Raw genomic sequence first — 25,485 nt, 5'->3', positions numbered from 1 at the left:
TATCAGTAGTAAAGTTTCCTGACAATAGAGGACCTGGCACATGACCGCCGCCCGACGTCTCCCCGGCACGCCCCGACTGTTGCGCGCCCTCAACGACCGGGCCGCGCTCGAGCTGCTGCTCGCCCGCGGTCCGCTCACCCGGGCCCAGCTCGGGGAGCTGACCGGGCTGTCCAAGGTCACCGCGTCCCAGCTGGTGGAACGGCTGGAGGAGCGCGGCCTGGTGAGCCGGGTCGGCGAGCAGGCCGGCGGCCGGGGCCCGAACGCCCAGCTGTACGCCGTCCGGGCCGGCAGCGCGCACGTGGTGGGCGTGGACGTCGGTCCGGACCGGGTGGTGGCGGTCTGCGCCGACCTGGCGGGCGCCGTCGTGGGGCGGGTCGAGCAGTCCACCGGGGACACCGACGACCCGGTGGGGGTGGTGCACAACGCGGTGGTGCAGGCGGCCGGCAGCGCGCAGGCGCAGCTGGCCACCGTGCGCCGGGTGGTGCTCGGCACGCCCGGCCTGGTGGACCCGGCCACCGGCGACATCACGTTCGCGTTCAACCTGCCGCGCTGGCACCGCGGCCTGCTGGCGGCGTTGCGGGAGGACCTGCGTACGCCGGTGGTGTTCGAGAACGACGTGAACCTCGCGGCCGTGGCCGAGGCCCAGTCCGGCGCGGCCCGGGACGTGGACGACTTCGTGCTGCTCTGGGCCGGCGGGGGCGTCGGGCTGGCCATCGTGCTGGGCGGCCGGCTGCACCACGGCAGCACCGGGGCGGCGGGGGAGATCGGTTACCTGCCGGTGCCCGGCGCGCCCGTACCGCGGGATCCCCGGCGGGCGAAGCCGCCGTTCGGCCAGCTGGCCGGCGCGGAGTCGCTGCGGGCGGTGGCCCGCGAGCACGGCTTCCGGGGCGGGTCGGCGGAGGCGGCCATCCGGGCCGCGGTGGCGGCCGGCACGGCCGGTGGGCCGGTGCTGGACGAGGTGGCCCGCCGGCTCGCGCTCGGGGTGGCGGCCACCTGCGTGGTGCTGGACCCGCCGCTGGTCGTGCTGGCCGGCGAGGTCGGGCAGGCCGGCGGGGACGCGCTGGCGGACCGGATCCGGCACGAGGTCGCGGCCATCACCCCGGTGTCGCCGCGGGTCGTGGTGACCGCGGTGCCCGACGAGCCGGTGCTGCGCGGCGCGCTGGCCACCGCCCTGGACGCGGTCCGGGACGAGGTCTTCGGGTCGACCCTCGGCTGACCCGCGCCCGTCCGTGTTAGGAAGGGACCCTTGCTATACAAAAGGCGATAACAAGGGGCCCTTCCTTCCATGACCCGACAGCTGAGCAAGGACACCCGGCTGTGCATCTCGCTGGCCGGCCGGCCGAGCAACATCGGCACCCGGTTCCACAACCACCTGTACGACGAGCTCGGCCTCGACTTCGTCTACAAGGCGTGCACCACCGACGACCTCGCCGGCGCGGTCACCGGGATCCGGGCGCTGGGGATCCGCGGCTGCGGCGTCTCGATGCCGTACAAGGAGGCGGTCATCCCGCTGGTCGACGAGCTGGATCCGTCCGCCGCGGCGATCGACTCGGTCAACACCATAGTGAACACCGACGGGCGGCTGCGGGCGTACAACACCGACTATCTGGCCGTCGGCGCCCTGCTCAAGCAGCACGGCGTCCCGGTCTCCGGCGCCGTGGCCGTGCTCGGCAGCGGCGGGATGGCCAAGGCCGTGGTGGCGGCGCTGCGCGACGCCGGCTTCCCCGCCGGCACGGTGGTGGCCCGCAACGAGCGGACCGGGCGGGCGCTCGCCGAACGGTACGGCTACGCCTGGCGGCCCGACCTCGGCGCGGACCGGCCGGCCCTGCTGGTGAACGCCACGCCGGTCGGCATGGCCGGCGGTCCGGCCGCCAGGGACCTGCCGGTGCCCGGGGAGGTGGCGGACGCGGCCGACACCGTCTTCGACGTGGTGGCCATGCCCGCCGAGACGCCGCTGATCCGCCGGGCGCGCGCCGCCGGCCGCCGGGTGATCACCGGGGCCGAGGTGATCGCGTTGCAGGCGGCCGAGCAGTTCGCGCTCTACACCGGGGTACGCCCCACCGCCGAGCAGATCGGCCGGGCCGCCGAATATTCCCGCTCCTGATCGCCGCGGGCGACGTGTCCCGTACCCGATCACCGCGGGCGGTCGAGCAGCGCGGCCACCGCGTCGGCCACCGGCACGTCCTCCGGTACGGGTCGTTCGTCGAGCACCGCGGCCAGCGGCATCGGCCCGTACAGGTGCGGGAAGAGCGCGCCGCCGCGCGACGGCTCCCAGCGGAGCGCCGCGCCGAGCCGGTCGGGGTCGACCGCCAGCAGGACCAGACTGGTCTGCCCGGTGAAGTGCCGGGCCGCCGTCTCCACCAGCTGGCCCGCGGTGGAGAAGTGCACGAACCCGTCGCGGCGGTCCACCGCCGAACCGTCGTACCGGCCGGCCGCCCGGGCCGCCGCCCACTCGGCGGCGGCCAGCAGCTTGTAGACCGGCTCCCCGCCGCGCTCGCTGCTCATGTCAGGTCCCGGCGGCGGAAGGTGGCGAAGGCGGCCGCCACGCCAGCCACGGCCACCGTGAGCAGCACCAGCAGGGCCTGGGTGGCGTACACGGTGTGCAGCCGCGGGCAGCCGACGCAGGGGCCGCTGTCGATCAGCACGAGCTTGCCGCGCAGCCAGGCGACCAGGTAGGTGGAGAACATCCAGTATTCGGAACCGCGGAACTCGCTGATCTCCATCACCACCCGGATGCCGCCCTCCCAGACCACGGCGTATCCGGCGGCCACCCCGAGCGCCGCGGCGGTGTGCCGGCCGAGGGCCGCGATGGCGAAGCCGAGCGCCGTGGCGATGAGGACCAGCCCGAGGCCCCGACCGAGCAGCCCGGCCAGGTCGGTCCAGAAGCCGGTCGTCGGCGTGCCGACCAGGCCCGTGGTGCGGGCGACCAGCCAGAACGCGCCGAGATAGCCCGCCGAGGCCAGCACCGACAGCGCCGCCGTGGCGCCCAGCACGGTCCCGAGCTTGACGCCCAGCACCGCCGTGCGGTTCGGCCGCCACAACAGCAGGTTCGTCATGCCGCCGGTGGCCAGCTCGGCGCCGACCGAGGAGGCGCCCACCAGGAAGCCGAACAGCACCAGGAAGGCCACGAGGAAGTACGCCAGCGGCCGGATCTGCTCGGCGAACACGAACACCGAGGCCAGGTGATCGGAGAGCCGGTCCCGGGCCGGCAGCAGGTCGTCGCAGTTGACCGGGTAGTCCAGGCTCTCGCCGCGCGACCGGTTCCACACGCACTCGGCGTACCGCTGCTGTGCCTGGTAGAAGGCCTGGTCGATCCGCTGGACGGCCGCCGTCACCTCGCCCTGCCCGGGCCGGTGCGAGTTGAGCGCCGTGGTGGCGAGGGTGACCCCGAACGCCCCGAGCAGCACCACCAGCATGAGCCGGACGAAGCCGCGGGCGGCCAGCCGGTCCAGTTCGGCGCGTGCCAGCATCATCGCGACACCGCCGGGTCGCCCCAGGACACGGCGCCCAGGTCGATCAGCCCGTCGCCGTCGCCGTCGCGGTCGCCGCCGCGCCGGCCGGCCTCGTCCACCGGGCGCGGACCGTCGGGGGTGGCCGGCGCGCCGGTCAGCTCGAGGAAGACGCTCTCCAGGTCGGGCGTCAACGGCGTCAGCTCGGTCACCCACAGCCCCTGCTCGCCGAGCAGCCGGGTCAGGTCACCGGGATCGTGGACCTCGGCCACCACGAGGTGGTCGCCGCGCGCCTCGACCGGCAGGCCGGCCGCCCCGAGGACCTCGACGGCGCGGGTCGGCTCGGCCACCCGTACCAGGTATTCGTCCCGGCCGTGGCCCGCGAGCACCTCGGCCACCGGCCCGTACGTCACCCGCCGGCCCCGGGAGATGATCGTCACCCAGTCACACACCTGCTGGATCTCACCGAGGATGTGGCTGGACACCAGCACGGTGACGCCGTCGGCGGCCAGCCCGCGCATCAGGTCGCGCATCTGGCGGATGCCGGCCGGATCCAGGCCGTTCGCCGGCTCGTCCAGGATCAGCAGCTCGGGGCGCTTCAGCAGGGCGGAGGCCACCGCGAGCCGCTGCCGCATGCCCAGCGAGTAGGCCCGGACCCGATCGTCGCCCCGGCCGTCCAGACCGACCCGCTCGAGCACCTCGTCCACCCGCGCGCGCGGCACGCCGCCGGCCGTGGCGAGCAGCTGCAGCGTCTTGCGGCCGGTGAAGTTGCCGAAGAACTGCGGACTCTCCACGATGGCCCCGAACCGCGAGCTCACCGCGCCGAGCCGGTCCGGGGCCGGCTCCCCGAGGATCCGCAGCCGGCCCGCGTCGGCCCGGACCAGCCCGAGCAGCGCGCGCAGGGTGGTGGTCTTGCCCGAGCCGTTGGGCCCGAGGAAGCCGTGCACCTGGCCCGCCTCGACGGTGAGATCGAGCCCGTCGAGGGCCAGCCGGTGACCCCGGCGGACGCTCCGGAACGTTTTGCGCAGGCCGGCGATGTCGATCACCGGGCTCATGGACGCCTCCTGGAGACGACGGCGGCGGGCGGGTGAGCAAGGATACGAACTGCTCACCTTACGGCGCGGCCGGCACCGGTGGGGGGCACCGGCACGCCCGTGGTTGGATGGTCCGGTGCCTAGTGACCTGCTCGCCGGCGCCGCCGCGGCGCCGCCCCCGCCCGCGACCGACGACCTGGTGATCGACGTCGATGGGGTCGGCGTGGTGCGGTCCGGCAATCACCTCCTCCGGGACGTGACGTGGCGGGTGGAGCTGGACGAGCGCTGGGTGGTGCTCGGTCCGAACGGCGCCGGCAAGACCACCCTGCTCGGCCTGGCCGCCGGCCGGCTGCATCCCACCGCCGGCGTCGTGCACGTGCTCGGTGAGCGGGTCGGCCGGACCGACCTCGCGGAACTGCGTACCCGGATCGGGCTGTCCACGGCGGCGCTGGCCGAGCGGATCCCCGGCCAGGAGCGCGTCCGGGACGTCGTGGTCACCGCGGCCTGGTCGGTGGTCGGCCGGTGGCGGGAGAGCTACCAGCCGATGGACGAGACGCGGGCGGTCGCGCTGCTCGATCAGCTCGGCGTCGGCTCGCTGGCCGACCGCCCGTACGGGACGCTGTCCGAGGGTGAGCGCAAGCGCGTGCAGATCGCGCGGGCCCTGATGACCGACCCGGAGCTGCTGCTGCTGGACGAGCCGGCGGCCGGGCTCGACCTGGGCGGCCGGGAGGACCTGGTGGCCCGGCTCGCCGAGCTGGCCGCCGACCCGGACGCCCCGGCCATGGTGCTGGTGACGCACCACGTCGAGGAGATCCCGCCGGCGTTCAGCCACGCGCTGCTGCTGCGGGAGGGCCAGGTGGTCGCCCAGGGGCTCCTCGGCGACACCCTGACCAGCGAGAATCTCACGACCACCTTCGGCGTGCCGCTGGTGGTGCAGCGCTCCGGCGACCGGTTCACCGCCCGGGCCAGCTGGTAAGGAAGGGCCCCTTCTTATCGTTTTTTGTATAGCAAGGGGCCCCTCTTAACGCTCAGCGCAGCAGCGGCAGCAGCTGGTCGGCCGCCTGGGTGATCTGGGCCACCCCGAGCTGCGGGTCCCGGGGCGGCACCAGGATCACCGCGTCGGCGCCGGCCGCCGTGAGCCGCTCGACCGCCGCCTGGCACCGCGCCGCGTCGCCGGCCACCGCGAACCGGTCCAGATAGCCGGCCGGCAGCGCCGCGGCCAGCCCGGCCACCTGCGGGTACGCCCCGACCAGCGCGGCCACCTCGTCGGCGAGTTCCGCGTCGGCGACCGGTAGCGGGGCGCCGCCGAGCAACCGGGCGGCGATCTCCCGCCGGGCGCTGCCCGGGTCGTCGTCGAAGTCGAGGTGGGCGTACACGGTCAGCCGGTGCGCGTCCTCCCGGCCGGCCGACCGCCGGCCCTCATCGATCAGGCCGCGGGCCCAGCGCACGTAGTCGGGGCTGGCGCCCTCGGCCAGCACCGTGCCGTCGGCCGTGCGGCCGGACAGGCGCAGGGACCGCTCGTTGCGGACCCCGGTGGCCACCGGGGGCGCCGGGTCGGGCGGGAACTCCAGGGCCACCCCGGCGAGGTTGACGTGCCGGCCGGCCACCTGCACGGTGCGCCCCGCCAGCAGGTCGCGTACGGCGCCGACCGTCTCGTCGAGCACGGCGAGCGGTGACTCATGCTCGGCGCCGACCTGGCGCACCCACTCGGCCACCCCGTGCCCGAGACCGGCGTGGATCCGCCCGGGGAAGATCCGGGCCAGCGTGGCGATCTCCATGGCGGTCACGGCCGGATTGCGGAACGCGGCCGGCATGATGCCCAGCCCGACCGTCAACCGCTCGGTGACCGCCGCCGCCACCGCGGCGGCGGACACGCCGCCGGCGAAGAAGCAGTCCTCCACCAGCCACAACTCGTCGTAGCCCAGCCGCTCGGCCAGCCGGGCGTACGCGGGCAGGTTCTCCGGCGGGTTGTCGCAGCGGTACATGACTCCGATCGGCACGTGTCCCATGTGTCGCTAGCCTGCCATCGTTCGGGCGTTTCGGCATCCACCCGTACACTGCCGACGGGCCCACGACGGTTGGGGAGGGGCCATGCGACAAGCGCGGATCGCGGTGCTCGGCAGTGCCAACATGGATCTCGTGGCGACCGCGCCGGCGTTCCCGCGACCCGGGGAGACGGTGCTGGGCAGCGACTTCGTCATGCTCCCCGGCGGCAAGGGGGCCAACCAGGCCACCGCCGCGGCGCGGGCCGGCGGCGCGGCCACGCTGCTCGGCGCGGTCGGCTCGGACTCGTTCGGCGTCACCCTCACGGCCCGGCTCAGGGCCTCCGGAGTGGACACCTCCCGGTTGCGGGTCGTCTATGGCACGTCCGGGGTCGCGTTGATCACCGTGACCACCGCGGGGGAGAACGCGATCGTGGTGACGCCCGGCGCGAACGCGGCGTTCACCGCGCTGAGCCCGGACGAGCTGGCCATCATCGAGGGCGCGGACGTGCTGGTGGCGCAGCTGGAGATCCCGCTGGAGACGGTGCTGGCGGCGGCCACCGCGGCCCGGGGCGCCGGGGTCCGGGTGATCCTCAACGCCGCGCCGGCCACCGAGCTGCCGGCCGAGCTGACCGCGCTGGTGGACCTGCTGGTGGTGAACGAGCGGGAGGCCGCCGCGATCAGCGGGCACGGCCGGGAGGACCCCGCGGCGCTGCTGTCCGCCGTACCGCGGGCGCTGCTTACCGCCGGTGCGGACGGCGCCTGGTACGCCGCGCGCGACGAGCCGGTCCGGCGCATTCCCCCGGTACGGGTGGACCCGATCGACACCACCGGCGCCGGCGACGCGTTCACCGGCGCCCTCGCGGTGGCCTGGGCGGAGGGTCGGGACCCGGTCGACGCGGCGCACTGGGCGGCCGCGGCCGGCGCGGCCTGCGCGCGCCGGCTCGGCACCTCGGTCGCCATGCCGGACCGCGCCGAGATCGACGCGCTCTACCGCCCGCCCGGCACTCCCTGACGGGGGGCGGCGGCGTCCGGTCGGTCCTCGTCGGCCAGCCGCTCCTCGCCGCGCCGGCGCAGGATCTTCAGCCCGGGGATGCCGGCCACCGCGAGCCGCAGGTCACGAGTGACCTCCAGCAGGTCGTGGATGTCCGGGCCGACCCGGTCGAGCGTGGCCAGGATCGGCAGCACGTCCGCGGTGACGTGCCGGGTCAGCCGGGGCAGCTCGTCGACCAGCTCGATGGCCGCGGTCACCTCCTCCGGGGACAGCTGCCGGACGAACCGCTCCGCCATCGGCGCGCCCTTGCGCAGCGTCTCCTCGTACGCCGCCAGCAGCTCGGCGGCGGTGCTGGCGGCAGCGTCGGCGCGTACCACGGTGGCGGCCGCACGCCCGGTCACCAGTTCGGCCTCGCCCACCACGGCGCCGGCGGCGGCGGAGACCCGCTCGGCCTCGCCCACCACCCCGGCCGCGGCCGCGGTCACCCGCTCGGCGTCGCCGACCAGGGCGGCCGCGCCGGCCGCCACCCGGTCCACGTCGCCGACCAGCGCGGCGGCCGTGGCCGTCAGCTCGGTCACCCGGTTCACCACCGCGGTGGCCGCGGTGCTGATCTCCTCGACGTCCCCGACCGCCACCTCGGCGCGGTCGAGGACCTTCTCGGTGCGCTCCAGGGCGCCCTCGGCCCGGTCCACCACGGCGTTGATCCGCCGGACCAGCGTCTCGATGTCGTCCAGGATGCCGAACGCGCGGGCCGGCAGGCCGGCGGCCTGGTTGACGGCGGATCTGGTGAAACCGACCAGCGCCGCGGGACCGGGGAGGGGGAGTGCCATCCCGCCATTGTGCGCCGCCATCGCCACCGGTCGAGTTGATCATGGAGCGGCAGTGGGGACGAAAGGCGCAGGAAGGACCATCTCTCCCACCACGCCTCCGTGATCGACGCCTCGCCGCCGGATGGCCGGCGGGAGAGCGCGGAACCGGCCCCGCGGGGGGCCGTGCCGGCGGATGCTGAGGGGGATGGCCAACGCAGCGGGGGCGGGCGACGAGCGGCGGGCGGCGGAGGACCGCGACGACGACGCCTCGGCGCTGGCCGCCGAGGACACCGCGGCGATGGCCCGCGCGGGCCTGGACCACGGCGCCGAGCCGGTGGCCGCGGCAGAGGACGCGGCGGCCCGGGCCAGCACCGACGGTGCGCCGCTGGGCCGCCCCGGCCGGCCGTTGGACCGGCGGTCGCCGTACCTCATCGGTCTCCTCGGCGCGGCCGGCGTGGCCACCACGTACGGGGCCATCCAGCTGCTGTCGGCCGGCCGCGAGGTGCTGGTGCTGATCGGGCTGTCGCTGTTCCTGGCGATCGGCCTGGACCCGCCGGTCCGGGCGCTGAGCCGGCGGATGCCCCGCGGCCTGGCGGTGGCGGTGGTGACCGCCGGCATGCTGGCGGTGGGGGCCGGCTTCCTGGCGGCCGCCATCCCGCCGCTGGTGGCGCAGACCCAGCAGCTCATCCACGAGTTCCCGCAGTACCTGCACGCGGCCCAGGACCGGCACTCGCTGGTCGGCCGGCTCAACGCCCGGTTCCACCTGGGTCAGCGCGCGCAGCAGCTTGCCGGCGCCGGCGATGTGGGGAACCGGCTGCTCGGGGCCGGCCGGATGGTGCTCGGCGCCACCGCGGGCGCCCTCACCGTGCTGGTGCTGACGATCTATTTCCTGTTCGACCTGCCCCGGGTGCGCCGGCTGATCTACCGGATGTTCCCGCACAGCCGGCGGCCCCGGGCCATCCTCATCGGCGACGAGGTGTTCACCAAGGTCGGCGGCTTCGTGCTGGGCAACCTGATCACCTCGCTCATCGCCGGCATCGGGACCTTCGCCTGGCTGCTCGCCTTCGGCGTGCCCTACCCGCTGCTGCTGGCGCTCACCGTGGCGCTGCTGGACCTGATCCCGGTGGTCGGCTCCACGGTCGGCGGGATCATCGTCTCGCTGGTGGCGCTGACCGTCTCGTTCCCGGTGGCGCTGGCCACCGGCGTCTTCTACGGGGTGTTCCGGCTCGCCGAGGACTACCTGCTGGTGCCCAAGATCGTGGGCCGGGTGGTGGAGGTGCCGGCCACCGTCACCCTGGTCGCGGTGCTGCTCGGCGCGGCCGTGCTCGGCATCGTCGGGGCGCTGGTGGCCATCCCGGTCGCGGCGTCGATCCGGATCGTGCTGCAGGAGACGGTCTTTCCCCGGCTCGACCGGTCCTGACCGCCGGCGGGTCCTCAGAGCGGGTCGGCCCGGTGCTCGACGCTGCGCTGCACGGCCCGGTAGATCTGGCCGAACCGCTGCGCGTCGCTGGTCCGCAGCAGCATTATCTCCCGGCCGTGTGCCTGCACCCACAGCTCGTGCACGCCGCCGCCGCGGCTGTAGGAGCGGTCCAGCCAGCCGAGCGGGACCTCGAGGAACGGCGTCATGGCCAGGCTGGCCGCGGCGCCGATGGCCAGAATGGCGATGACCAGGCCCCACCGGTGCCGGTCCTGCGCGGCGTACAGCAGCGAGACCACGCAGACGATCGCCACCAGCGGCGGGATGGACAGCAGGAAGACCAGGGCGCCGCGGGCCACCACCCGGGAGCGCACCCGGGCCGTCGCCCGGCCGCGGGCGTGCCAGACGTACGTCACGTCGCCGATCCGTACGGTGGTGCCGTTGCTCCAGATCGAGGAGGAGGTGACCTGCACCGAGTCGTCCCGGTAGTAGACCGTCACCCTCCCAGCAAAGCGCCGGATGTCAATGCCGTCCAGGGACGGGCGGGGCGGAGCGTTCCAGGGCGCGCCGCAGCGCCCGGTGGATCTGGCCGAAGCGCAGCGCGTCCCGGCTGGTGAGCAGGGGCACCGGGTGGCCGCGCAGCAGCACCCAGAGGCGCAGCTGCGCCGATCCGTGCGCGTACGACCGGTCCAGGCGGTCCAGCAGCAGGTCGGGCAGCGGGCCGAGGACGGCCAGCCCCAGCAGGCAGGCCGCGCCGATCAGCGCCACCGTGACAGTGCCGGACGCGTGGAGGCGTACCGCCACCACGAGCGCGAGCACGGCGGCGGCGAGCGTACCGAGCAGCGCCAGCGCGAGGCCGCCGCGACCGGCCAGCACCCGCCACGACCGGCCGCCGCGTTCCACCCACACCCGCTCGATGTCCCCGATCGGGCAGCCGCGCTGGCCGACCCGGACCACCGCCGAGGTGACCAGCACCGCGCCGTCGTCGTAGTAGGTGATCGCTTCCTGGGCCGACAACCGAGACACACCCCCTGGGTACCCAACCGGCCGGGCCGTAATGTGGGCACGCGGAAGATGGCATCCGCCGGTCGGCCGGCGGCGCGGAGGATGGGGAGGTCAGCGTGGACGACTTCGTCCGGGTGGAGATCAAGGACGGCATCGGGACGATCCGGCTGGAGCGCCCGCCGATGAACGCCCTGAACACCCAGGTGCAGGAGGAGCTGCGGGCCGCTGCGACGGCGGTGACCGGCGACTCCGGCGTCCGCGCGGTGATCGTGTACGGCGGCGAGAAGGTGTTCGCGGCCGGCGCGGACATCAAGGAGATGGCCGACATGTCGTACGTGGACATGGCCGAGCGGGCCGCCGACCTGTCCAGCGCGCTCGGGGCGATCGCCCGGATCCCCAAGCCGGTGGTGGCGGCCATCACCGGGTACGCCCTGGGCGGCGGCTGCGAGCTGGCCCTGGCCTGCGACTGGCGGGTGGTCGCCGAGGACGCCAAGCTCGGCCAGCCGGAGATCCGGCTCGGCATCATCCCGGGCGCCGGCGGCACCCAGCGGCTGGCCCGGCTGGTCGGCCCGGCCCGGGCCAAGGACCTCATCATGACCGGCCGGATGGTGGACGCCGCCGAGGCGCTGCGGATCGGCCTGGCCGACCGGGTCGTGCCGGCGGACCAGGTGTACGACGCGGCCGCGGAGCTGGTCCGGCCGTTCCTCACCGGCCCGGCGCAGGCGCTGCGGGCCGCCAAGCAGGCCGTCGACGGCGGCCTGGAGATGGACCTCGGCTCCGGCCTGGCCTGGGAGAGCCAGCTCTTCGCGGCGCTGTTCGCCACCGACGACCGCCGCGAGGGCATGGCCGCCTTCGTCGAAAAGCGCAAGCCGAACTTCACCGGCCGCTGAGGCGCAAGGAAGGGCCCCTTCTTATCGCTTTCTGTATAGGAAGGGGCCCCCGTTAACGCCGAGGCCGGTCCAGGAGGAGTCGGACCGGCGGGCGGTCGGGCTTGGTGACCGGCCGGTAACCTGCATCCCATCACGCTGACGATGGGAGCGGGCATGGCCGAGCAGATCGAGGGACACGGCGGCGATCTCGCCCTCGCCGCGTTGCGCGCGTCCGGGATCACCGAGATGTTCACCCTCTCCGGGGGGCACGTCTTCCCGCTGTACGACGCGGCCCACCGGACCGGCTTCCCGATCTACGACGTTCGGCACGAGCAGTCGGCGGTGTTCGCCGCGGAGGCGGTGGCCAAGCTGCAGCGCCGGCCGGGCCTCGCGGTCCTCACCGCGGGCCCCGGGGTGACCAACGGCATCTCCGGCCTGACCAGCGCCTTCTTCAACGCCTCCCCGGTGGTCGTGCTGGGCGGCCGGGCGCCGGCGTTCCGTTGGGGGGCGGGCAGCCTCCAGGAGATCGACCACCTGCCGCTGGTGCGGCCGGTCACCAAGCACGCCGCCACCGTCGGCTCGGTCGACGAGGTTCCGGCCGAGGTGGCGGCCGCGCTGACCGCCGCGCTCAGCCCGCACCGCGGCCCGGTATTCCTCGACCTGCCGCTCGAGGTGATCTTCTCGGTGGGCGCGGCCGACGCCCCGGGGGCCGTGGCCGTGGATCCGGTGCAGCCGGACCCGGAGGAGGTGGCGCGGGCGGCCGGCCTGCTCGCCGGCGCCGAGCGCCCGGTGATCATCGCCGGCTCCGACGTGTACGCGGGCGGCGCCGTGGCGGCGCTGCGCGAGGCGGCCGAGGCGCTGCGGATCCCCGTGTTCACCAACGGGATGGGCCGCGGCGCGCTGCCCCCCGAGCACCCGCTGGCCTTCGCGAAGGCCCGCCGCACCGCGCTGAAGGGCGCCGACGTGGTGGCGGTGGTCGGCACCCCGCTGGACTTCCGGCTGGGCTTCGGCGACTTCGGCGAGGCCCGGGTGGTGCACGTGGTGGACGCGCCGTCGCAGCGCGCCACGCACGTCGAGCCGGCGGCCGCGCCCGCCGGTGACCTGCGGCTGATTCTCTCGGCCCTGGCCGATCACCCGGGCGCCCGCGCCGATCACGAGGGCTGGATCGCCGACCTGCGCAGCGCCGAGGACGCCGCCCGGGAACGGGACGCCGCCGAGATGGCCGCCGACACCGACCCGATCAAACCGGCCCGGGTGTACGGCGAGCTGCGCCGGATCCTCGCCCCGGACGCCATCACCATCGGCGACGGCGGCGACTTCGTCTCGTACGCCGGCCGCTACCTGGAGCCCGCCCAGCCCGGCACCTGGCTGGACCCCGGCCCGTACGGCTGCCTCGGCACGGGCCTGGGGTATGCGATGGGGGCCCGGGTCAGCCACCCGGACCGGCAGGTCTGTGTGCTCATGGGCGACGGCGCGGCCGGGTTCTCCCTGATGGACGTGGAGTCCCTGGTCCGGCACAAGCTGCCGGTGGTGATCGTGGTCGGCAACAACGGCATCTGGGGTCTCGAGAAGCACCCGATGCGGGCCATGTACGGCTACGACGTGGCCGCCGACCTCCAGCCGGGGCTGCGGTACGACGAGGTGGCGCGGGCGCTCGGCGGGGCCGGCGAGACCGTGGCCCGGGCCGCCGACCTCGGGCCGGCGTTGCGCCGGGCGTTCGAGGCAGGGGTGCCGTACCTGGTCAACGTGCTGACCGACCCGTCCGACGCGTACCCGCGCTCGTCGAACCTGGCCTGAACCGCCCGGGGGCCGCGGACCCGCCACCCGGCGGGTCCGCGGCCCGCGCGTCTCCCGGGTGCCCGGCGGGTCCGCGGCCCGCGCGCCTGACGGGTGGCGGCTCGCTCAGCCCTGGCCGACGTCCCACAGCCAGAGGTCACCGACCCGCTGGCCGGGCTGGTTCAACAGCTCGTCCACGGTGGACCGCAGCGCATCGGCGTTCGGCCGGCCGGCCTCCAAGGTCAGCAGCCCGACGTTCCGGTGTCGCAGGTCGATGCGGGCCTGAGCCCGCTGCGCGGGGGTCACCCGGGCCGGCTTTCCGGTCTTGGCGACCTGATTGAGCATGGCCTCGGTGGCGGTGGAAATGGTGCTGAACCGCGCCCAGCCATGGCCGCGGACCGGGTCCGGGGCCAGGATGTAGCTGTGGCTGACCTTGAACCCGAGGTCGGTGTCGGCCGCCCACGACATCGAGGCGAGCACCTCGGGCTTCATCGGCGGTACGGGCAGCACCGCCTCGTTGTCGCCGAGGTACTGCCGCCAGCGGCCGTCGGCCAGCGCGACCGGCAGCTGGACCATCGGCAGGGTCGGCATCGGCCGGGGGATCAGCGGCACCATCGTGCCGATCAGCACCGCGGCCAGGCCGAGCCGGAGCGGCCGCCGGGCGCCGTCGCGGAGCAGTTCGGTGAGCCCCGCCGCGACGATGAGGCCCAGCGCCGCGCCGGCCAGCATGCCGAGCCGCCCGGTCACCATCGACTCGAACAGCGGCGCCTTGGAGAGCAGGAGCCAGGGCCCGACCACGCCGGTGTACCGGCCATCGATCCGGATGTCGTGCCCCAGGGACAGGGCGATCAGCACGACCGCGGCCACGGCGCCGATCCGGACCCACAGCCCGCGCCACAGCCAGGCGACCACGGCGAGCACGGCGATCAGCAGGGGCCAGCCGTAGAACGTGTTCAGTTCGCTGTAGTTGCCGGCCAGCCGCAGCTTGGCGTCCGGGTCGCCGCCGAGCGAGAGCGGCGAGTAGCTCACGAAGGACAGCAGGTCGGCGCCGTAGTTCTGCACCCCGGGGATGCGCTGGTAGCTGCCCGGCCCGGTGAACTGGACGTACAGCGGGTAGGCCACCAGGACGAGCGCGACCAGGGCCGCCGTCACCGAGCCGAGCAGGAACGGCCGCCACCGACGGGTGACCTCGCGCGGTCGCTGCACGCCCCAGACGACCAGGCAGATCACGGTCATGAGGGCCGTGACGAACAGCGTCTCCTCGCCGATGAACACCTGGTACGCGATCATCAGGCCCAACACCAGCCCGGCCCGGAGCGGCCGGGCGGTCGTACCGAGCCGGAACACCGCGGCGAGGATCAGCGGCAGCATGAAGTTCACGGCGAGGTTCGGGTGCACGGAGTGCGAGACCAGCCCCGGGCAGAAGCCGGCGAGCGCGGCGCCCGCGAAGGCGGCCGGCCGGGCGAAGGCCAGGCACCGGGAGAAGACGAAATACCACGCCGTGGCGGTCCCGGCCAGCGCGAGCACCATCAGCACCAGCGCGGACACCGCCGGGCCCCAGAGCATCGTCACCGGGGACAGCGGGATGCCCAGCCCGAGGACCGACGTGTTGGCGATCACGCTGATCCCGTCCGGTTGGTTCATCCGGTCGCTCAGCAGCGGGTTCTCCAGATGCGTCAGCACCCGGACGGAATGCGCCATCATCCACCGGAAGAGCGTGGCGTCGGTGTCGTTGGTTATGGGCGTCCGCCCGTTCGGGTCGCGCCACAGCGGGCCGAACACCAGCATCGCGGCGGCCAGGTAGCCGAGCACGGCAGCCACGTCCGGCAGCCAGCGCCGCGGCGATCGCCGCGTCTCGGTCCGGCTGTCCCGGTCGGCCGCGGCCCCATCGTCCGCGGTGGCAGCCTCGGCGGGTTCGGCCGGCTCGGTGTCGGTCCCGATGGGTTCCGGGGCGTCGCCCTCGGCGGGCTGCCGGGCACCGTTCGTGGCGTCGGTGGGCCGATCGGGATCAACCACCGCGGGGCGCGCGGTGGTGGATTCCACTCCCGTCATCATGTGCTCCAGAGGGCGATGGGCCGTCGAGGGGCGGCCGTGGGCCGGTCGCCAATGATAGGCGGCGCAGCCTTCGCCGGGCTGACCCCCGTCGCCCCATCGGCCAAAGGGCCAGGCCGGGGTGGCCTAAGGGTTGACGTCCCACAGCCAGGTGCCGCCAACCCGTACGCCGGGCCGGCCGATCAGGCCGTCGACGGTGGCCTTGAGCGCGTCGGCGTGCGGGCGGGTGGCCACCAGCGTCAGCAGCCCGACGTTCCGGGTGGCCAGGTCGACCCGGGCCTGCGCCCGTTGCGCGTCGGTGACCCGGATCGGCTGGCCGGTCTTGTCCACGCTGAGCAGCAGGGCGTCGGTGGCGTCCGGGTCGGTGTGGAACTGCGCCCAGCCGTCGCCGCGGACCGGATCCGGGCCGAGGATGTAGCCGTGGGTGACCTTGAACCCCAGCGTCTCGTCGGCGGACCAGCTCATGGCCCGGACCACCTCGCTCTGCACCGGCGGCACGGGCAGCAGCGCCTCGTCCTCGCCGAGGTAGCTCCGCCAGTGCCCGTCGGCGAGGGCCGCGGGCACCGGGGTGGCCCGGGTGACCGCCAGGGGGCGGGGAATCAGCGGCAGCAGGGTGCCGGCCAGCAGCACGGCGAGCGCGACCCGCAGCGGGCGGGCCAGGTCGCTGCGGCGGTGCAGCTCGGTGAGCGCCATCGTGACGATCACCCCGATGGCCGCGGCGATCAGGACACCCAGCCGGCTCGTCACCACCGATTCGAACAGCGGGGCGTTCATCACCAGCGCCCACGGCAGCGCGATGCCGGTGTGACGGTCGTTGATCAGCAGCTCGTGACCGAGCGACAGCACCGCGAGCACCACCAGCACCACGGCGGCCAGCCGGACCACGAGGCGCCGACGCAGCCACCCGACGATGACGGCCGTGGCCAGCAGCAGCGGCCAGCCGAAAAAGGTGTTCAGCTCGGTCCAGTTGCGCGCCAGGCGCAGCGGCGCGTGCGGATCGCCGCCGAGGCTGTGCGGCGAGTACGCCACGAAGGAGGCCAGATCCGCCCCGTAGTTCTGGATCCCCGGCACGTGCTTGTAGCTGCCCGGCCCGGTGAACTGCACATACAGCGGGTAGGCGATCAGCACCAGCGCCACCAGCAGCGCCGTGCCGGCCCCGAGGGCGAACGGACGCCACCGGCGGGCCACCTCCCGCGGGCGGAACGCCGCCCAGGCCACCACCCAGACCGCGCAGGCCAGCGCCGCCAGGAACAGCACCTCCTCGCCGATGAAGACCTGGTACGCGATCAGCAGCCCGAGGACGACGCCACCCCGGACGGGCCGGGCGGTGTACCCGAGCCGGAGCGCGGCCGCGAGGATCAGCGGCACCAGGAACTCCGCTCCGAAGTGCAGGTGCCCGTCGGTCTGCTCGACCAGCCCGGGGGCGAAGCCGCACAGCGCGGCCCCGACGAAGGCGGCCGGCCGGGAGTCGGTCAGGTAGCGGGTGAGGACGAAATACCAGGCCGTGGCGGTGCCGGCCAGGGCCAGCACCATGATGACCAGCACGCTCGCCGCCGGTCCCCAGGCCAGGGTGACCGGGGTGAGCGGGATGCCCAGGCCGAGGATCGACGTGTTGGCCATCACGTTGATCCCGCCGGGCAGGCTCAGCCGGGAGCTGAGCAGCGGGTTCTCCAGGTGGGTGACGGCCCGGGCGGAGTGCGCGAGCATCCAGCGGAACAGGGTGACGTCCCGGGCGTTCATCGCCGAGATCCGGCCGGTGGGATCCAGCCAGTACCGGCCGGTGACCGCGACCGCGGCCGCGAGGTAGCCGAGCACGGCCGCCGCGTCGGCCAGCCGATGCCGTACGGCCGGCCGGGCCGGTGCGTCGCTCTCCCGCTCGCCGGGACCGTCGACCCTGCCGTCGCCCCGGTCGCCGGCGCCGCCGCGGCCGGCGGGCGTGGTGTCCGGTTCGGCGGTCGCGGCCGCCGATCTGCGGTCTCCGCCGTCGCTGTGATCGGGATCGGCCACCGGTTGGTGCACGGTGGTGGATTCCGATGCCGTCATCGTGAGCTCCTTCTGGGGGCGATGGCGGGCGCGGGCCGGCAAGCTCCGCGGCGTGGGCCAGCGGCCAATCATAGGCGACGGACCCGGCCCCGCCGCGCCGTCCACGACCGGGTGGCCCGTCAGCGGGTTGTCAGTGCCGTAGGGCGGATGTCAGCGAAATGTCACAGCCCGCCGGCAGGCTGGTGACATGCCACACGGGGACAGGAGATCACCATGAGTTATGCCATCCGGGCCGAAGGGCTGATCAAGCGCTTCGGCGCCACCACCGCGCTGGCCGGCGTGGATCTTGCTGTCCGGTCCGGCTCGGTCTTCGGGCTGCTCGGGCCGAACGGCGCCGGCAAGACCACCGCCGTCCGGGTGCTGGCCACGCTGCTCCGTCCGGACGGCGGGCGGGCCACCGTGGGCGGCTACGACGTGGCCCGGCAGGGCCACCAGGTGCGCGGGCTGATCGGCCTGACCGGGCAGTACGCGTCGGTCGACGAGACGCTGACCGGCGCGGAGAACCTGCTGCTGATCGGCCGGCTGCTCGGGCTGCCGCGGGCGGCCGCCAAGGCCCGGGCGCGGGAGCTGCTGGCCGACTTCTCGCTGAGCGACGCCGCGGACCGGGCCGCCAAGACCTACTCCGGCGGCATGCGGCGCCGGCTCGACCTGGCGGCCAGCCTCGTCGGCCGGCCCCGGCTGCTGTTCCTGGACGAGCCCACCACCGGGCTCGACCCGCGCAGCCGCAACGAGCTGTACGACTTTGTCCGCGTGCTGGTGCGGGACGGGATGACCGTGCTGCTCACCACGCAGTACCTCGACGAGGCCGATCAGCTGGCCGACGAGATCGCCGTGGTCGACCACGGCCGGGTGATCGCGCAGGGCACTCCGGAGGAGCTGAAGGCCAAGACCGGCGGGCAGGCCCTGCTGGTGCGGCCGACCGATCCCACCGACCTGCCGGTGCTGGTCTCGATCATGACGGAGGTCGGCCGGGTCGAGCCGGAGGTCGGGCAGGGCGCCGTGACCATGCCGGTCAACGACGACCGGGTGCTGCCGGCCGTGGTGGCCCGGCTGGACGCCGCCGAGGTCCGGGTGGCCGAGCTGGCGCTGCGCGGCGCCACCCTCGACGAGGTGTTCCTCACCCTGACCGGGCACCGGGCCGAGGGCGAGACCGACGACAACAACGACGACCGCGCCAACAACGACGACCGCGCCAACAACGACGACCGCGCCAACAACGACGACAGCCGCGAAGACGACCCGGCCGGGCTGGCTGGCCGCGGCGCCGCGCGGCCGGAAAGGACCTCGGCATGACCGCCGCCACCCTGCCCGCCCCGCCGACCGCCGCCCGCCGGGTCGGCCCGGTCACCGGGCTGGCGCACACGCTCACCCTGGCCTGGCGCAGCCTCGTGCAGATCCGGCACAACCCGATGGAGCTGCTCGACCTGAGCGTCCAGCCGATCATGTTCGTGCTGCTCTTCACGTACGTCTTCGGCACGGCCATCGCGGGCTCGCCGGGCGACTATCTCAAGTTCATGCTGCCCGGCATCATCGTGCAGACCGCGCTGTTCGCCACGATGACCACCGGTTTCGGGCTGAACACCGACCTCACCAAGGGGGTCTTCGACCGGCTGCGCTCGCTGCCGATCGCCCGGTGGTCGCCGCTGGCCGGGCGGATCCTCGCCGACACCGTGAAGCAGGCGTGGTCGATGGCGCTGCTACTGGTCATGGGCATGATCCTCGGTTTCCGGGTGGGCACCGGACCGCTCGGCGTGCTCGGCGCGTTCGCCCTGCTGCTGGCGTTCTCCCTGGCCGCGTCGTGGATCTCGGTGCTGGTCGGGCTGCTGGCCAGCGAGCCGGAAAAGGTGCAGATCTTCGGCTTCATGTTCCTCTTCCCGCTGACCTTCACCAGCAACGTCTTCGTGCCCACGCAAAAGATGCCGGGTTGGCTGCAGTCCTGGGTGGGCGTCAACCCGGTCACCATCGTGGCCGACGCGGTGCGCGGGCTGCTGGTCAGCGGCCCGGTGGCCGGCCCGGTGGGGCAGTCCCTGCTCTGGGCGCTGGGCATCATGGTGGTCTTCGTCCCGCTGTCCCTGCGGGCGCTCAGCCGTCGAGTTTGACCCCGACCAGCTCGGCGGCGTCCTCGGCCGTCGTTGGCAGCCCTCGGGCGTAGGCCGCGGCGAAGTCGTCCGGGTCCAGCGCGGCCCGGACGGCCGCCTCGATCCGCGGCCCGTCCAGCAGTGACCGGTCCGGTCCGCCGCGCACCCCGGCCGCCGCCCCGAGCAGCGTGGCCGCCTGCTCGGGGCGGCCGGTCCGCAGCGCCAGGTCGGCGTACCCGACCAGCACGGTGCCGATCACCGGCGCGTCGTGCACGGCGGCGGCCAGCCGCAGCGCCCGGTCGTGGCACTCCCGGGCCAGGTCGGAGTCGCCCTCGGCCGCGGCCACCACGCCGCGGGAGGATGAGAGCATCGCCCGCCACTGCGGCGCCACCCCCTTCTCGCCGAGCAGCCCGACGGCCCGGTCCAGGTGCTGCCGGGCCGCCGGCCAGTCCTGGTTGGCCCGCAGGATCTCGCCCCGCTCGTACGCCACAGCGGCCCGGCACTCGTCCGAGCCCAGTCGATCGGCCGCGGCCCCGGCCTCGGCCAGCAGCTCGTGGGCCCGGGAGTGCTCGCCCAGGTGCCACAGCTCGTGGGCCAGCCGGGTCTGCACCTCGGAGATGTCCTCGCTCGTCCGCAACTCGAACAGCATGGCGAGGGCGCGTTCGTAGCACTCGGCGGACCGGGCGTGGTCGCCGCGCCGGGACAGCAGCTCGGCCAGCCCGGCCAGGCTGAACGCGCCGCCCCACCGCTCGCCGATGGCCGCGTACCCGGCCGCCGCGGCCCGCATGTGCGCCTCGGCCGAGGAGTCCGGCAGGCCCAGGTTCTGCTCGGAGAACGCCCGGAACATCCGGGCGGTGGCCGCCACCCACGGGTCTTCGTCGGTGAAGAGCGAATCCATGGCCGCCAGATCAGGCCGGCTGAAGAACGACTCGAACGCGGCCGCCATCGGGCCGATCAGCCGCAGCAGCGGATCCGCCCGGCGGTGCGGCTCGGCCACCTCGGCCGCCCGGCGCAACCAGTCGCGCGCGTCGGCGAGGTCGCCCTGCCCGCCGGCCATCACCATCATGGCCATCACGACGTACGCGCGGGCGAAGGTCGGTCCCGGCACCCGCTTCCCGACCACCGGGTCGGTGAGGACCTGCAGGCCGTAGCCGGCGCCCTCCGCGCGGTGCCCGCGCAGCCACCAGTACCAGCCGAGCGCCGAGAGGAAGCGCACCGCCGACGCGGAGTCGTCGCTGGCCATGGTCCAGCGCAGCGCCGCGATCGCGTTGTCGTGCTCGGCCGACAACCGGTCGAGCCAGGTCAGCTGCTCCGGCCCGCGCAGGCGCGCGTCGGCGGCCTCGGCCAGGGTCAGGAACTCGGCCGCGTGTGCCCGGCGGACCCGATCCGCCTCGCCGGCCTCGACCAGCCGGCCCAGGCCGTACTCGCGGATGGTCTCCAGCAGCCGGTACCGCGGCGCCGCCCCGGCCACCAGCACCACCAGCGACTTGTCGACCAGCGCCGTGAGCCGGTCGAAGACCTCCACCGCGGGCAGCCCGGCGGCCGAGCCCACCGCCGCGTCGGCGCAGACCCGCTCGACGGACTCGGCGGTGCCGCCGCCGGCGAACACCGACAGCCGGCGCAGCAGCGCCCGCTCCGGCTCGTCCAGCAGCTCCCAGCTCCAGTCCACGACCGCCCGCAGCGCCTGGTGCCGGGGCAGCGCCGCCCGGCTGCCGCCGGTGAGCAGCCGGAACCGGTCGTCCAGCCGAGCGGCCACCTGGGCCGGGGTCATCGAGCGCAGCCGGGCCGCGGCCAGCTCGATGGCCAGCGGCATGCCGTCCAGGGCGCGGCAGATCCGCACCACGTCGGCCACCGTCCCTTCGTGCACTGCGAAGTCCGGCCGCACCGCCGCCGCGCGGTCGGCCAGCAGCCGTACGGCGGGGTAGCCCGCCGCCTCCTCGGCCGTGGCACCGGCCGGGGGCAGGGTGAGCGAGTCCACCGGGCAGAGCGCCTCGCCGGTGATGGCGAGCGGTTCCCGGCTGGTGGCCAGCACGCGCAGCTGGGGGCAGGCGGCCAGCAGCCGGTCGGCCAGCCGGGCGGCCGCGTCGACCAGGTGCTCGCAGTTGTCCAGCACCAGCAGCATCCGACGGTCCCCGATGCCGGCGGCCAGCCGGGCGACCGGGTCGACCGGGTCGACCGTTGGCACCCGGGACCGGCCCCCGGCCAGCATGGCCTGATCGCGCAGACCGAGGACGGACAGTACGGTGTGCGGCACCTCGGCCGGGTCGGTGACGGCGGCCAGCTCGACGAGCCAGACTCCGGCGGGCGAGCGATCCAGCAGCCGGCGCGCGGACTCGACCGCCAGCCGGGTCTTGCCCGCGCCGCCGGGTCCGGTCAGGGTGGTCAGCCGGGACGCCGCCACCAGCCCGGTCACCCGGTCACAGTCCCGCTCCCGGCCCACGAAGCTGGTCAGCGCGGCCGGCAGGTTCGACGGTCTGCCGGTCGCCGAGGGCTGTCCCGGAAAGCGGCCCACCGGCTGTTCCGGGGAGCGGTCCGCGGACTGTTCCGCCGGCGACCGCTCGGCGGGCCGGTCCGCGGACTGTTCCGCCGGCGACCGTTCGGCGGGCCGCGCCGGGGATTGCTCCGCGGGTCGGGCGGGGGACCGCGCGCTGGCGCCTACCGGGGTCTGCTCGGCCAGCCGTGCCGCGGGCTGCTCGGTGGCCCGTGCCGGGGCTTGGCCCGGGGGAGGTGTCGAAGCTGGCGCCGCGGGCCGCCCAGCGGACCGGTCCGCCGGGAGCCTCGCGGGACGCAGCAGGTCCAGGTGCAGCGCCGCCAGTTCGGCGGAGGGGTCCACCCCCAGCCGGTCGGCGAGCTCGGTGCGGATCGAGTCGTACGCGGCCAGCGCCTCCGCGGTCCGCCCGCCGGCCCGCAGCGCCCGGATCAGCTGGGCCGCGGGCCGCTCCCGCAGCGGGTGCGCCGCCACCAGCGCGCGCAGCTCGGCCACCAGCGTGTCCGCCGCGCCGAGCGCGAGCCGCGCCTCCACCCGGTCCTCGATGGCGCCCAGCCGTACCTCCTCGACCCTGGCCAGCAGCCCGGCGGCCACGGCCGAATCGGCCAGCTCGGCCAGGGCCGGCCCGCGCCACAGGTCGAGCGCCTCGGTCAGCAGGGCGTCGGCCGCGGCCGGATCGGCCGGCAGCGCCCGCCGCCCGGCCGCGGCCAGCCGCTCGAACCGGACCACGTCGACGGCCTCGGCCGGAACGGCCAGCCGGTAGCCGTTCGGATGCGACTCGACCGGTACGTCCGGCAGCGCCCGCCGCAGCCGGGAGACCAGGGCCTGGAGCGCGTTGATCGCTCCGGCCGGCGGATCGGCCGGCCACAGGCCCGCCACCAGCCGGGAGGTCTCGACCACCCGTCCCGGGTCCAGGGCCAGCAGGATCAGCAGCCGGCGCAGCCGGTTCCCGGTGAGCGGCACCGGAACGTCGCCGGCGCCCACCACCGCCAGCGGGCCGAGCATCGCGATCTGCACGCCCTCGATTCTGCCGCCCCGACCCCACCCCGTGGCCGCCCCGCCCGCCCGAGCCCCGTCGACATCGTCGATCACGGAGTGGTGGCCGGGGGCCGTGCCCTGGGGGCGCGGGGCCGGTTACGGGCGGGGCGGCGGGCCGTCGTCGGCGTCGCGGTGGTTGCCGGGCGGGCGCCCGGCGGCGCCGTCCGCGGCGTCCGCGGCGTCCGGCGGCCCATCGCCGGCGCGGCCGCCGGGGAAGGCGCCACCGGCGGACGAACCGCCGGTGGAGGAACCGCCGGTGGAGGAACCGCCGGGAGAGGAACCGCCGGGAGAGGGAGCACCCGGAGCGGAACCGCCGGGGAGTCCGCCGCCGGCGGCCGGATCCCGGCCGGGGCCGGTCAGGTCCGACTCCCACCGGTCGAACAGGTCACGCTCCCGGCCGTCCCGCCCGCCGAGCGAACGCAGGAACTCCGGGTCGTCGTCGGGCGCCGCCGCCCGGCGAAGGCTGCCACCCGGTCCGCGAGCCGGGGCCGGGCGGCCGGCGAGGAACCAGGCCACCGCGCCGGCGATCGGTAGCAGCAGGATGACCACCAGCCAGGCCGGTCGGGGCAGCGCGCGGACATCGCGCGTCGACTCGACCGACAGGCAGCTGATCAAGGCCAGCCCGGTCAGCACCAGCTCGACCAGGAAGAGCAGCATGAGCACCCGGACCATGGCCCAATGATGGCTCATCCGACTAGCGGACCAGAAGGAGTACGCCCAGGAGGGCATAGCCGACCGTCACGGCGGCCGTGACCGGCAGCGCCGCGCCGCCCGGTTGACCCGAGAGACGTACGGGCCGTTCCCGAGCACCGCCGGGGCGTGCCGGGCCTCGGTCGGCGCCGCGCCGGCCACCCGTCATCCGCCGGTAGGTGACGATCACCACGAGGGCCCAGCCGGCCAGGCCGGTCGCGGCCACCCCGGCCCCGGCCGGCCCATGCCGCAGGCCGAGCCGGAGCAGCAGCAGCGCCACCACGGCGTGCGCCAGTGCGGAACGCCGCCAGGCCAGCCGGGTGCGTTCGGGCTGCAGGCCACCGCCACCATCACCACCGCCACCGCCACCGCCACCGCCGCCACCGCCGCCACCACCGCCACCGGCGCCGCCGGCCCCGGCGGGCGCGGTCACCGGCCCCGCTCCGTCCGGGGCCCCGGCGCGGTCACCGGCCCCGCTCCGTCCGGGGCCCCGGCCCGGTCACCGGCCGCGCACCGCGCCGGCCAGCACGGCCGCCATCAGCAGGAGGGCGCCCACCCCGACGACCAGCGCGAGTACGGCGGGGAAGCGGGACGCCGGCAGCTCCTCGCCCAGCCGGATGGCCCGTTCGGTACGCGCCCAGTGATCGACCGCGCGGACGGCCACCAGGGCGCCCAGCAGCAGCAGCCCCACGGCCAGCGCCTCCCGCAGGTGCCGCACCGGCAGTTGGGGCAGGAACTGCGCCACGGCGAGTCCGCCGGCGATCAGCGCCAGCCCGGTGCGCAGCCAGGCCAGGAACGTCCGCTCGTTGGCCAGCGAGAACCGGTAGTCGGGGGTGCTGCCAATCTCGCGCACCTCGCGCGGGTCGAACCACTGCCTGATCGTCCGCCACACGGAGGCTGATTATCCGCTTGCCGGCTGGTTAGCCTGGTAACCGTGACGGATCTTGACCCCACCACGTTGTTGCAGGCCTACGACAACCAGCTGCGGCCCTTCGTTCCGGACCCCGTACCGCCGGGGGTGACAGTCGAGCGGGACGGGCCACTGGTCCGGATCTCCGGCCTGGACCGGGGCGGCTTTCTGTCCTACCGGGACCTCGGTGGGCTGACCGGGGACGCGCTGAGCGAGCTGATCGAGCGGCAGCGGGACGTCTTCCGCGAGCTCGGCGAGCCCGTCGAGTGGAAGCTCTACGGCCATGACCAGCCGGCCGACCTGCCGGACCGGCTGCGGGCCGCGGGCTTCGAGCCGGAGGAGCGGGAGACCGTCGTGGTCGGGCCGGTCGCGCCGCTGGCGGCCACGCTTCCGGTGGTGCCCGAGGGCGTACGGCTGCGCGAGGTGTCCGCCCGGGCCGACCTGGACCGGATCGCGGACCTGGAGACGGAGGTCTGGGCCGCCGACCGGAGCATGCTGGCCGACGCGCTGGAGCGGGAGCTGACCGTCACCCCCGACCGGCTGGTGGTGGTGCTGGCCGAGGAGGCCGGCACGGGTCGGGTGGTCAGCGCCGGCTGGCTCCGGTACGAGACTTCCGGCTCGTTCGCCTCGCTCTGGGGCGGCTCGACGCTGGCCCAATGGCGTGGGCGGGGCATCTACCGGGCGCTGGTGACCTACCGGGCCCGGCTCGCGGCCGCCCGCGGCTACGACTTCCTCCAGGTCGACGCGTCCGAGGACAGCCGGCCGATCCTGGAGCGGCTCGGGCTCGTACCGATCACCACGACCACACCGTACGTCTACACTCCGTAACTGTGCGTGCTGGGCTGACCGAC

Annotated in this window: 23 protein-coding genes; 10 read left to right on the top strand and 13 right to left on the bottom strand. The window is 75.0% G+C overall.

The window, feature by feature from the left end; genetic code table 11:
* The first annotated feature begins 40 nt into the window (after positions 1 to 40).
* Positions 41 to 1,216, top strand: a complete 1,176-nt coding sequence (locus ACFFHU_RS07540; protein WP_377336959.1) for an ROK family transcriptional regulator — start codon at positions 41 to 43, stop codon at positions 1,214 to 1,216.
* A gap of 69 nt (positions 1,217 to 1,285) precedes the next feature.
* On the top strand, positions 1,286 to 2,104 hold the full coding sequence (locus ACFFHU_RS07535; RefSeq protein WP_377336958.1) for a shikimate 5-dehydrogenase: 819 nt from the start codon (positions 1,286 to 1,288) through the stop codon (positions 2,102 to 2,104).
* 29 nt (positions 2,105 to 2,133) lie between these two features.
* On the opposite strand, the gene ACFFHU_RS07530 is transcribed toward ACFFHU_RS07535, so the two are convergent.
* Genes ACFFHU_RS07530 through ACFFHU_RS07520 form a run of 3 tightly spaced genes read right to left on the bottom strand, consistent with a single transcriptional unit; the run spans position 2,134 to position 4,504 of the window.
* Positions 2,134 to 2,505 carry a DUF952 domain-containing protein gene (locus ACFFHU_RS07530; protein WP_377336957.1) on the bottom strand — a complete coding sequence of 124 codons (372 nt, stop codon included), beginning with the start codon at positions 2,503 to 2,505 and terminating at the stop codon, positions 2,134 to 2,136.
* Positions 2,502 to 3,473, bottom strand: a complete 972-nt coding sequence (locus tag ACFFHU_RS07525; RefSeq protein ID WP_377336956.1) for an ABC transporter permease — start codon at positions 3,471 to 3,473, stop codon at positions 2,502 to 2,504. Before ACFFHU_RS07525 ends, ACFFHU_RS07530 begins: the two co-directional genes overlap by 4 nt.
* Positions 3,470 to 4,504: an ABC transporter ATP-binding protein gene (locus ACFFHU_RS07520; protein ID WP_377336955.1), complete on the bottom strand. Its 1,035-nt coding sequence runs from the start codon at positions 4,502 to 4,504 to the stop codon at positions 3,470 to 3,472. The genes ACFFHU_RS07525 and ACFFHU_RS07520 overlap by 4 nt, the downstream gene beginning before the upstream one ends.
* A gap of 115 nt (positions 4,505 to 4,619) precedes the next feature.
* Here ACFFHU_RS07520 and ACFFHU_RS07515 point away from each other — a divergent pair, with 115 nt between their 5' ends.
* A complete protein-coding gene (locus ACFFHU_RS07515) occupies positions 4,620 to 5,459 on the top strand; it encodes an ABC transporter ATP-binding protein (protein WP_377336954.1) in 840 nt (279 codons plus the stop codon).
* A gap of 52 nt (positions 5,460 to 5,511) precedes the next feature.
* On the opposite strand, the gene ACFFHU_RS07510 is transcribed toward ACFFHU_RS07515, so the two are convergent.
* On the bottom strand, positions 5,512 to 6,492 hold the full coding sequence (locus tag ACFFHU_RS07510) for an LLM class flavin-dependent oxidoreductase (RefSeq protein WP_377336953.1): 981 nt from the start codon (positions 6,490 to 6,492) through the stop codon (positions 5,512 to 5,514).
* 82 nt (positions 6,493 to 6,574) lie between these two features.
* Here ACFFHU_RS07510 and ACFFHU_RS07505 point away from each other — a divergent pair, with 82 nt between their 5' ends.
* Positions 6,575 to 7,480, top strand: a complete 906-nt coding sequence (locus tag ACFFHU_RS07505) for a ribokinase (protein ID WP_377336952.1) — start codon at positions 6,575 to 6,577, stop codon at positions 7,478 to 7,480.
* On the opposite strand, the gene ACFFHU_RS07500 is transcribed toward ACFFHU_RS07505, so the two are convergent.
* Complete coding sequence (locus tag ACFFHU_RS07500) at positions 7,456 to 8,289, bottom strand: hypothetical protein (RefSeq protein WP_377336951.1); 834 nt, start codon at positions 8,287 to 8,289, stop codon at positions 7,456 to 7,458. The two genes, ACFFHU_RS07505 and ACFFHU_RS07500, sit on opposite strands and share 25 nt — an antisense overlap.
* 184 nt (positions 8,290 to 8,473) lie before the next feature.
* Between ACFFHU_RS07500 and ACFFHU_RS07495 the strand changes: the two genes are divergently transcribed.
* A complete protein-coding gene (locus ACFFHU_RS07495) occupies positions 8,474 to 9,688 on the top strand; it encodes an AI-2E family transporter (RefSeq protein ID WP_377336950.1) in 1,215 nt (404 codons plus the stop codon).
* A gap of 14 nt (positions 9,689 to 9,702) precedes the next feature.
* On the opposite strand, the gene ACFFHU_RS07490 is transcribed toward ACFFHU_RS07495, so the two are convergent.
* Both ACFFHU_RS07490 and ACFFHU_RS07485 read right to left on the bottom strand, forming a co-directional pair.
* Entirely contained in the window at positions 9,703 to 10,185 is a 483-nt protein-coding gene (locus ACFFHU_RS07490) for a DUF6232 family protein (protein WP_377336949.1), read from the bottom strand.
* A 22-nt stretch (positions 10,186 to 10,207) separates the two neighbouring features.
* The gene (locus ACFFHU_RS07485; RefSeq protein WP_377336948.1) at positions 10,208 to 10,711 is read right to left on the bottom strand and encodes a DUF6232 family protein; all 504 of its coding nucleotides are present in this window, start codon (positions 10,709 to 10,711) and stop codon (positions 10,208 to 10,210) included.
* A gap of 95 nt (positions 10,712 to 10,806) precedes the next feature.
* On the opposite strand from ACFFHU_RS07485, the gene ACFFHU_RS07480 reads away from it, so the two are divergent.
* Positions 10,807 to 11,580 (top strand): enoyl-CoA hydratase-related protein, encoded by a 774-nt coding sequence (locus ACFFHU_RS07480; protein WP_377336947.1) that lies wholly within the window; start codon positions 10,807 to 10,809, stop codon positions 11,578 to 11,580.
* 153 nt (positions 11,581 to 11,733) lie between these two features.
* Positions 11,734 to 13,356 (top strand): acetolactate synthase, encoded by a 1,623-nt coding sequence (locus tag ACFFHU_RS07475; protein WP_377336946.1) that lies wholly within the window; start codon positions 11,734 to 11,736, stop codon positions 13,354 to 13,356.
* Between the two features lie 105 nt (positions 13,357 to 13,461).
* On the opposite strand, the gene ACFFHU_RS07470 is transcribed toward ACFFHU_RS07475, so the two are convergent.
* Together ACFFHU_RS07470 and ACFFHU_RS07465 are read right to left on the bottom strand one after the other, a co-directional pair.
* Positions 13,462 to 15,378, bottom strand: coding sequence for a hypothetical protein (locus ACFFHU_RS07470; protein WP_377336945.1), 1,917 nt, complete (start codon positions 15,376 to 15,378; stop codon positions 13,462 to 13,464).
* A gap of 135 nt (positions 15,379 to 15,513) precedes the next feature.
* Positions 15,514 to 17,430: a hypothetical protein gene (locus ACFFHU_RS07465; protein WP_377336944.1), complete on the bottom strand. Its 1,917-nt coding sequence runs from the start codon at positions 17,428 to 17,430 to the stop codon at positions 15,514 to 15,516.
* 213 nt (positions 17,431 to 17,643) lie between these two features.
* Between ACFFHU_RS07465 and ACFFHU_RS07460 the strand changes: the two genes are divergently transcribed.
* Both ACFFHU_RS07460 and ACFFHU_RS07455 read left to right on the top strand, forming a co-directional pair.
* Entirely contained in the window at positions 17,644 to 18,723 is a 1,080-nt protein-coding gene (locus ACFFHU_RS07460; RefSeq protein ID WP_377336943.1) for an ATP-binding cassette domain-containing protein, read from the top strand.
* A complete protein-coding gene (locus tag ACFFHU_RS07455) occupies positions 18,720 to 19,529 on the top strand; it encodes an ABC transporter permease (RefSeq protein ID WP_377336942.1) in 810 nt (269 codons plus the stop codon). Before ACFFHU_RS07460 ends, ACFFHU_RS07455 begins: the two co-directional genes overlap by 4 nt.
* Here the strand turns inward: ACFFHU_RS07455 and ACFFHU_RS07450 are convergent.
* From ACFFHU_RS07450 to ACFFHU_RS07435, 4 genes are all read right to left on the bottom strand, one after another.
* Positions 19,513 to 23,013 (bottom strand): AfsR/SARP family transcriptional regulator, encoded by a 3,501-nt coding sequence (locus ACFFHU_RS07450; RefSeq protein ID WP_377336941.1) that lies wholly within the window; start codon positions 23,011 to 23,013, stop codon positions 19,513 to 19,515. The genes ACFFHU_RS07455 and ACFFHU_RS07450 overlap by 17 nt on opposite strands.
* 117 nt (positions 23,014 to 23,130) lie before the next feature.
* Entirely contained in the window at positions 23,131 to 23,724 is a 594-nt protein-coding gene (locus ACFFHU_RS07445; RefSeq protein ID WP_377336940.1) for a PLD nuclease N-terminal domain-containing protein, read from the bottom strand.
* A gap of 4 nt (positions 23,725 to 23,728) precedes the next feature.
* On the bottom strand, positions 23,729 to 24,157 hold the full coding sequence (locus ACFFHU_RS07440; RefSeq protein ID WP_377336939.1) for a DUF202 domain-containing protein: 429 nt from the start codon (positions 24,155 to 24,157) through the stop codon (positions 23,729 to 23,731).
* 66 nt (positions 24,158 to 24,223) lie between these two features.
* Positions 24,224 to 24,616 carry a YidH family protein gene (locus tag ACFFHU_RS07435; protein ID WP_377336938.1) on the bottom strand — a complete coding sequence of 131 codons (393 nt, stop codon included), beginning with the start codon at positions 24,614 to 24,616 and terminating at the stop codon, positions 24,224 to 24,226.
* 42 nt (positions 24,617 to 24,658) lie between these two features.
* On the opposite strand from ACFFHU_RS07435, the gene ACFFHU_RS07430 reads away from it, so the two are divergent.
* Positions 24,659 to 25,462 carry a GNAT family N-acetyltransferase gene (locus tag ACFFHU_RS07430; protein ID WP_377336937.1) on the top strand — a complete coding sequence of 268 codons (804 nt, stop codon included), beginning with the start codon at positions 24,659 to 24,661 and terminating at the stop codon, positions 25,460 to 25,462.
* Positions 25,463 to 25,485: the final 23 nt, after the last annotated feature.

It is taken from the genome of Plantactinospora siamensis, from assembly GCF_042434095.1.
Taxonomy (GTDB): Bacteria; Actinomycetota; Actinomycetes; order Mycobacteriales; family Micromonosporaceae; genus KBS50.
Note: the sequence above shows the minus strand (reverse complement) of the source record. Positions and strands in the feature narration are given on the sequence as shown.

Excerpts from the sequence above, each read along its gene's own strand:
- ACFFHU_RS07475 (WP_377336946.1), top strand. The coding sequence starts at position 11,734 with ATGGCCGAGCAGATCGAGGGACACGGCGGCGATCTCGCCCTCGCCGCG.
- ACFFHU_RS07535 (WP_377336958.1), top strand. The coding sequence starts at position 1,286 with ATGACCCGACAGCTGAGCAAGGACACCCGGCTGTGCATCTCGCTGGCC.
- ACFFHU_RS07540 (WP_377336959.1), top strand. The coding sequence starts at position 41 with ATGACCGCCGCCCGACGTCTCCCCGGCACGCCCCGACTGTTGCGCGCC.
- ACFFHU_RS07465 (WP_377336944.1), bottom strand. The coding sequence starts at position 17,430 with ATGACGGCATCGGAATCCACCACCGTGCACCAACCGGTGGCCGATCCC.
- ACFFHU_RS07505 (WP_377336952.1), top strand. The coding sequence starts at position 6,575 with ATGCGACAAGCGCGGATCGCGGTGCTCGGCAGTGCCAACATGGATCTC.
- ACFFHU_RS07495 (WP_377336950.1), top strand. The coding sequence starts at position 8,474 with ATGGCCAACGCAGCGGGGGCGGGCGACGAGCGGCGGGCGGCGGAGGAC.
- ACFFHU_RS07520 (WP_377336955.1), bottom strand. The coding sequence starts at position 4,504 with ATGAGCCCGGTGATCGACATCGCCGGCCTGCGCAAAACGTTCCGGAGC.
- ACFFHU_RS07460 (WP_377336943.1), top strand. The coding sequence starts at position 17,644 with ATGAGTTATGCCATCCGGGCCGAAGGGCTGATCAAGCGCTTCGGCGCC.
- ACFFHU_RS07510 (WP_377336953.1), bottom strand. The coding sequence starts at position 6,492 with ATGGGACACGTGCCGATCGGAGTCATGTACCGCTGCGACAACCCGCCG.
- ACFFHU_RS07525 (WP_377336956.1), bottom strand. The coding sequence starts at position 3,473 with ATGATGCTGGCACGCGCCGAACTGGACCGGCTGGCCGCCCGCGGCTTC.
- ACFFHU_RS07455 (WP_377336942.1), top strand. The coding sequence starts at position 18,720 with ATGACCGCCGCCACCCTGCCCGCCCCGCCGACCGCCGCCCGCCGGGTC.
- ACFFHU_RS07530 (WP_377336957.1), bottom strand. The coding sequence starts at position 2,505 with ATGAGCAGCGAGCGCGGCGGGGAGCCGGTCTACAAGCTGCTGGCCGCC.
- ACFFHU_RS07445 (WP_377336940.1), bottom strand. The coding sequence starts at position 23,724 with ATGAGCCATCATTGGGCCATGGTCCGGGTGCTCATGCTGCTCTTCCTG.
- ACFFHU_RS07500 (WP_377336951.1), bottom strand. The coding sequence starts at position 8,289 with ATGGCACTCCCCCTCCCCGGTCCCGCGGCGCTGGTCGGTTTCACCAGA.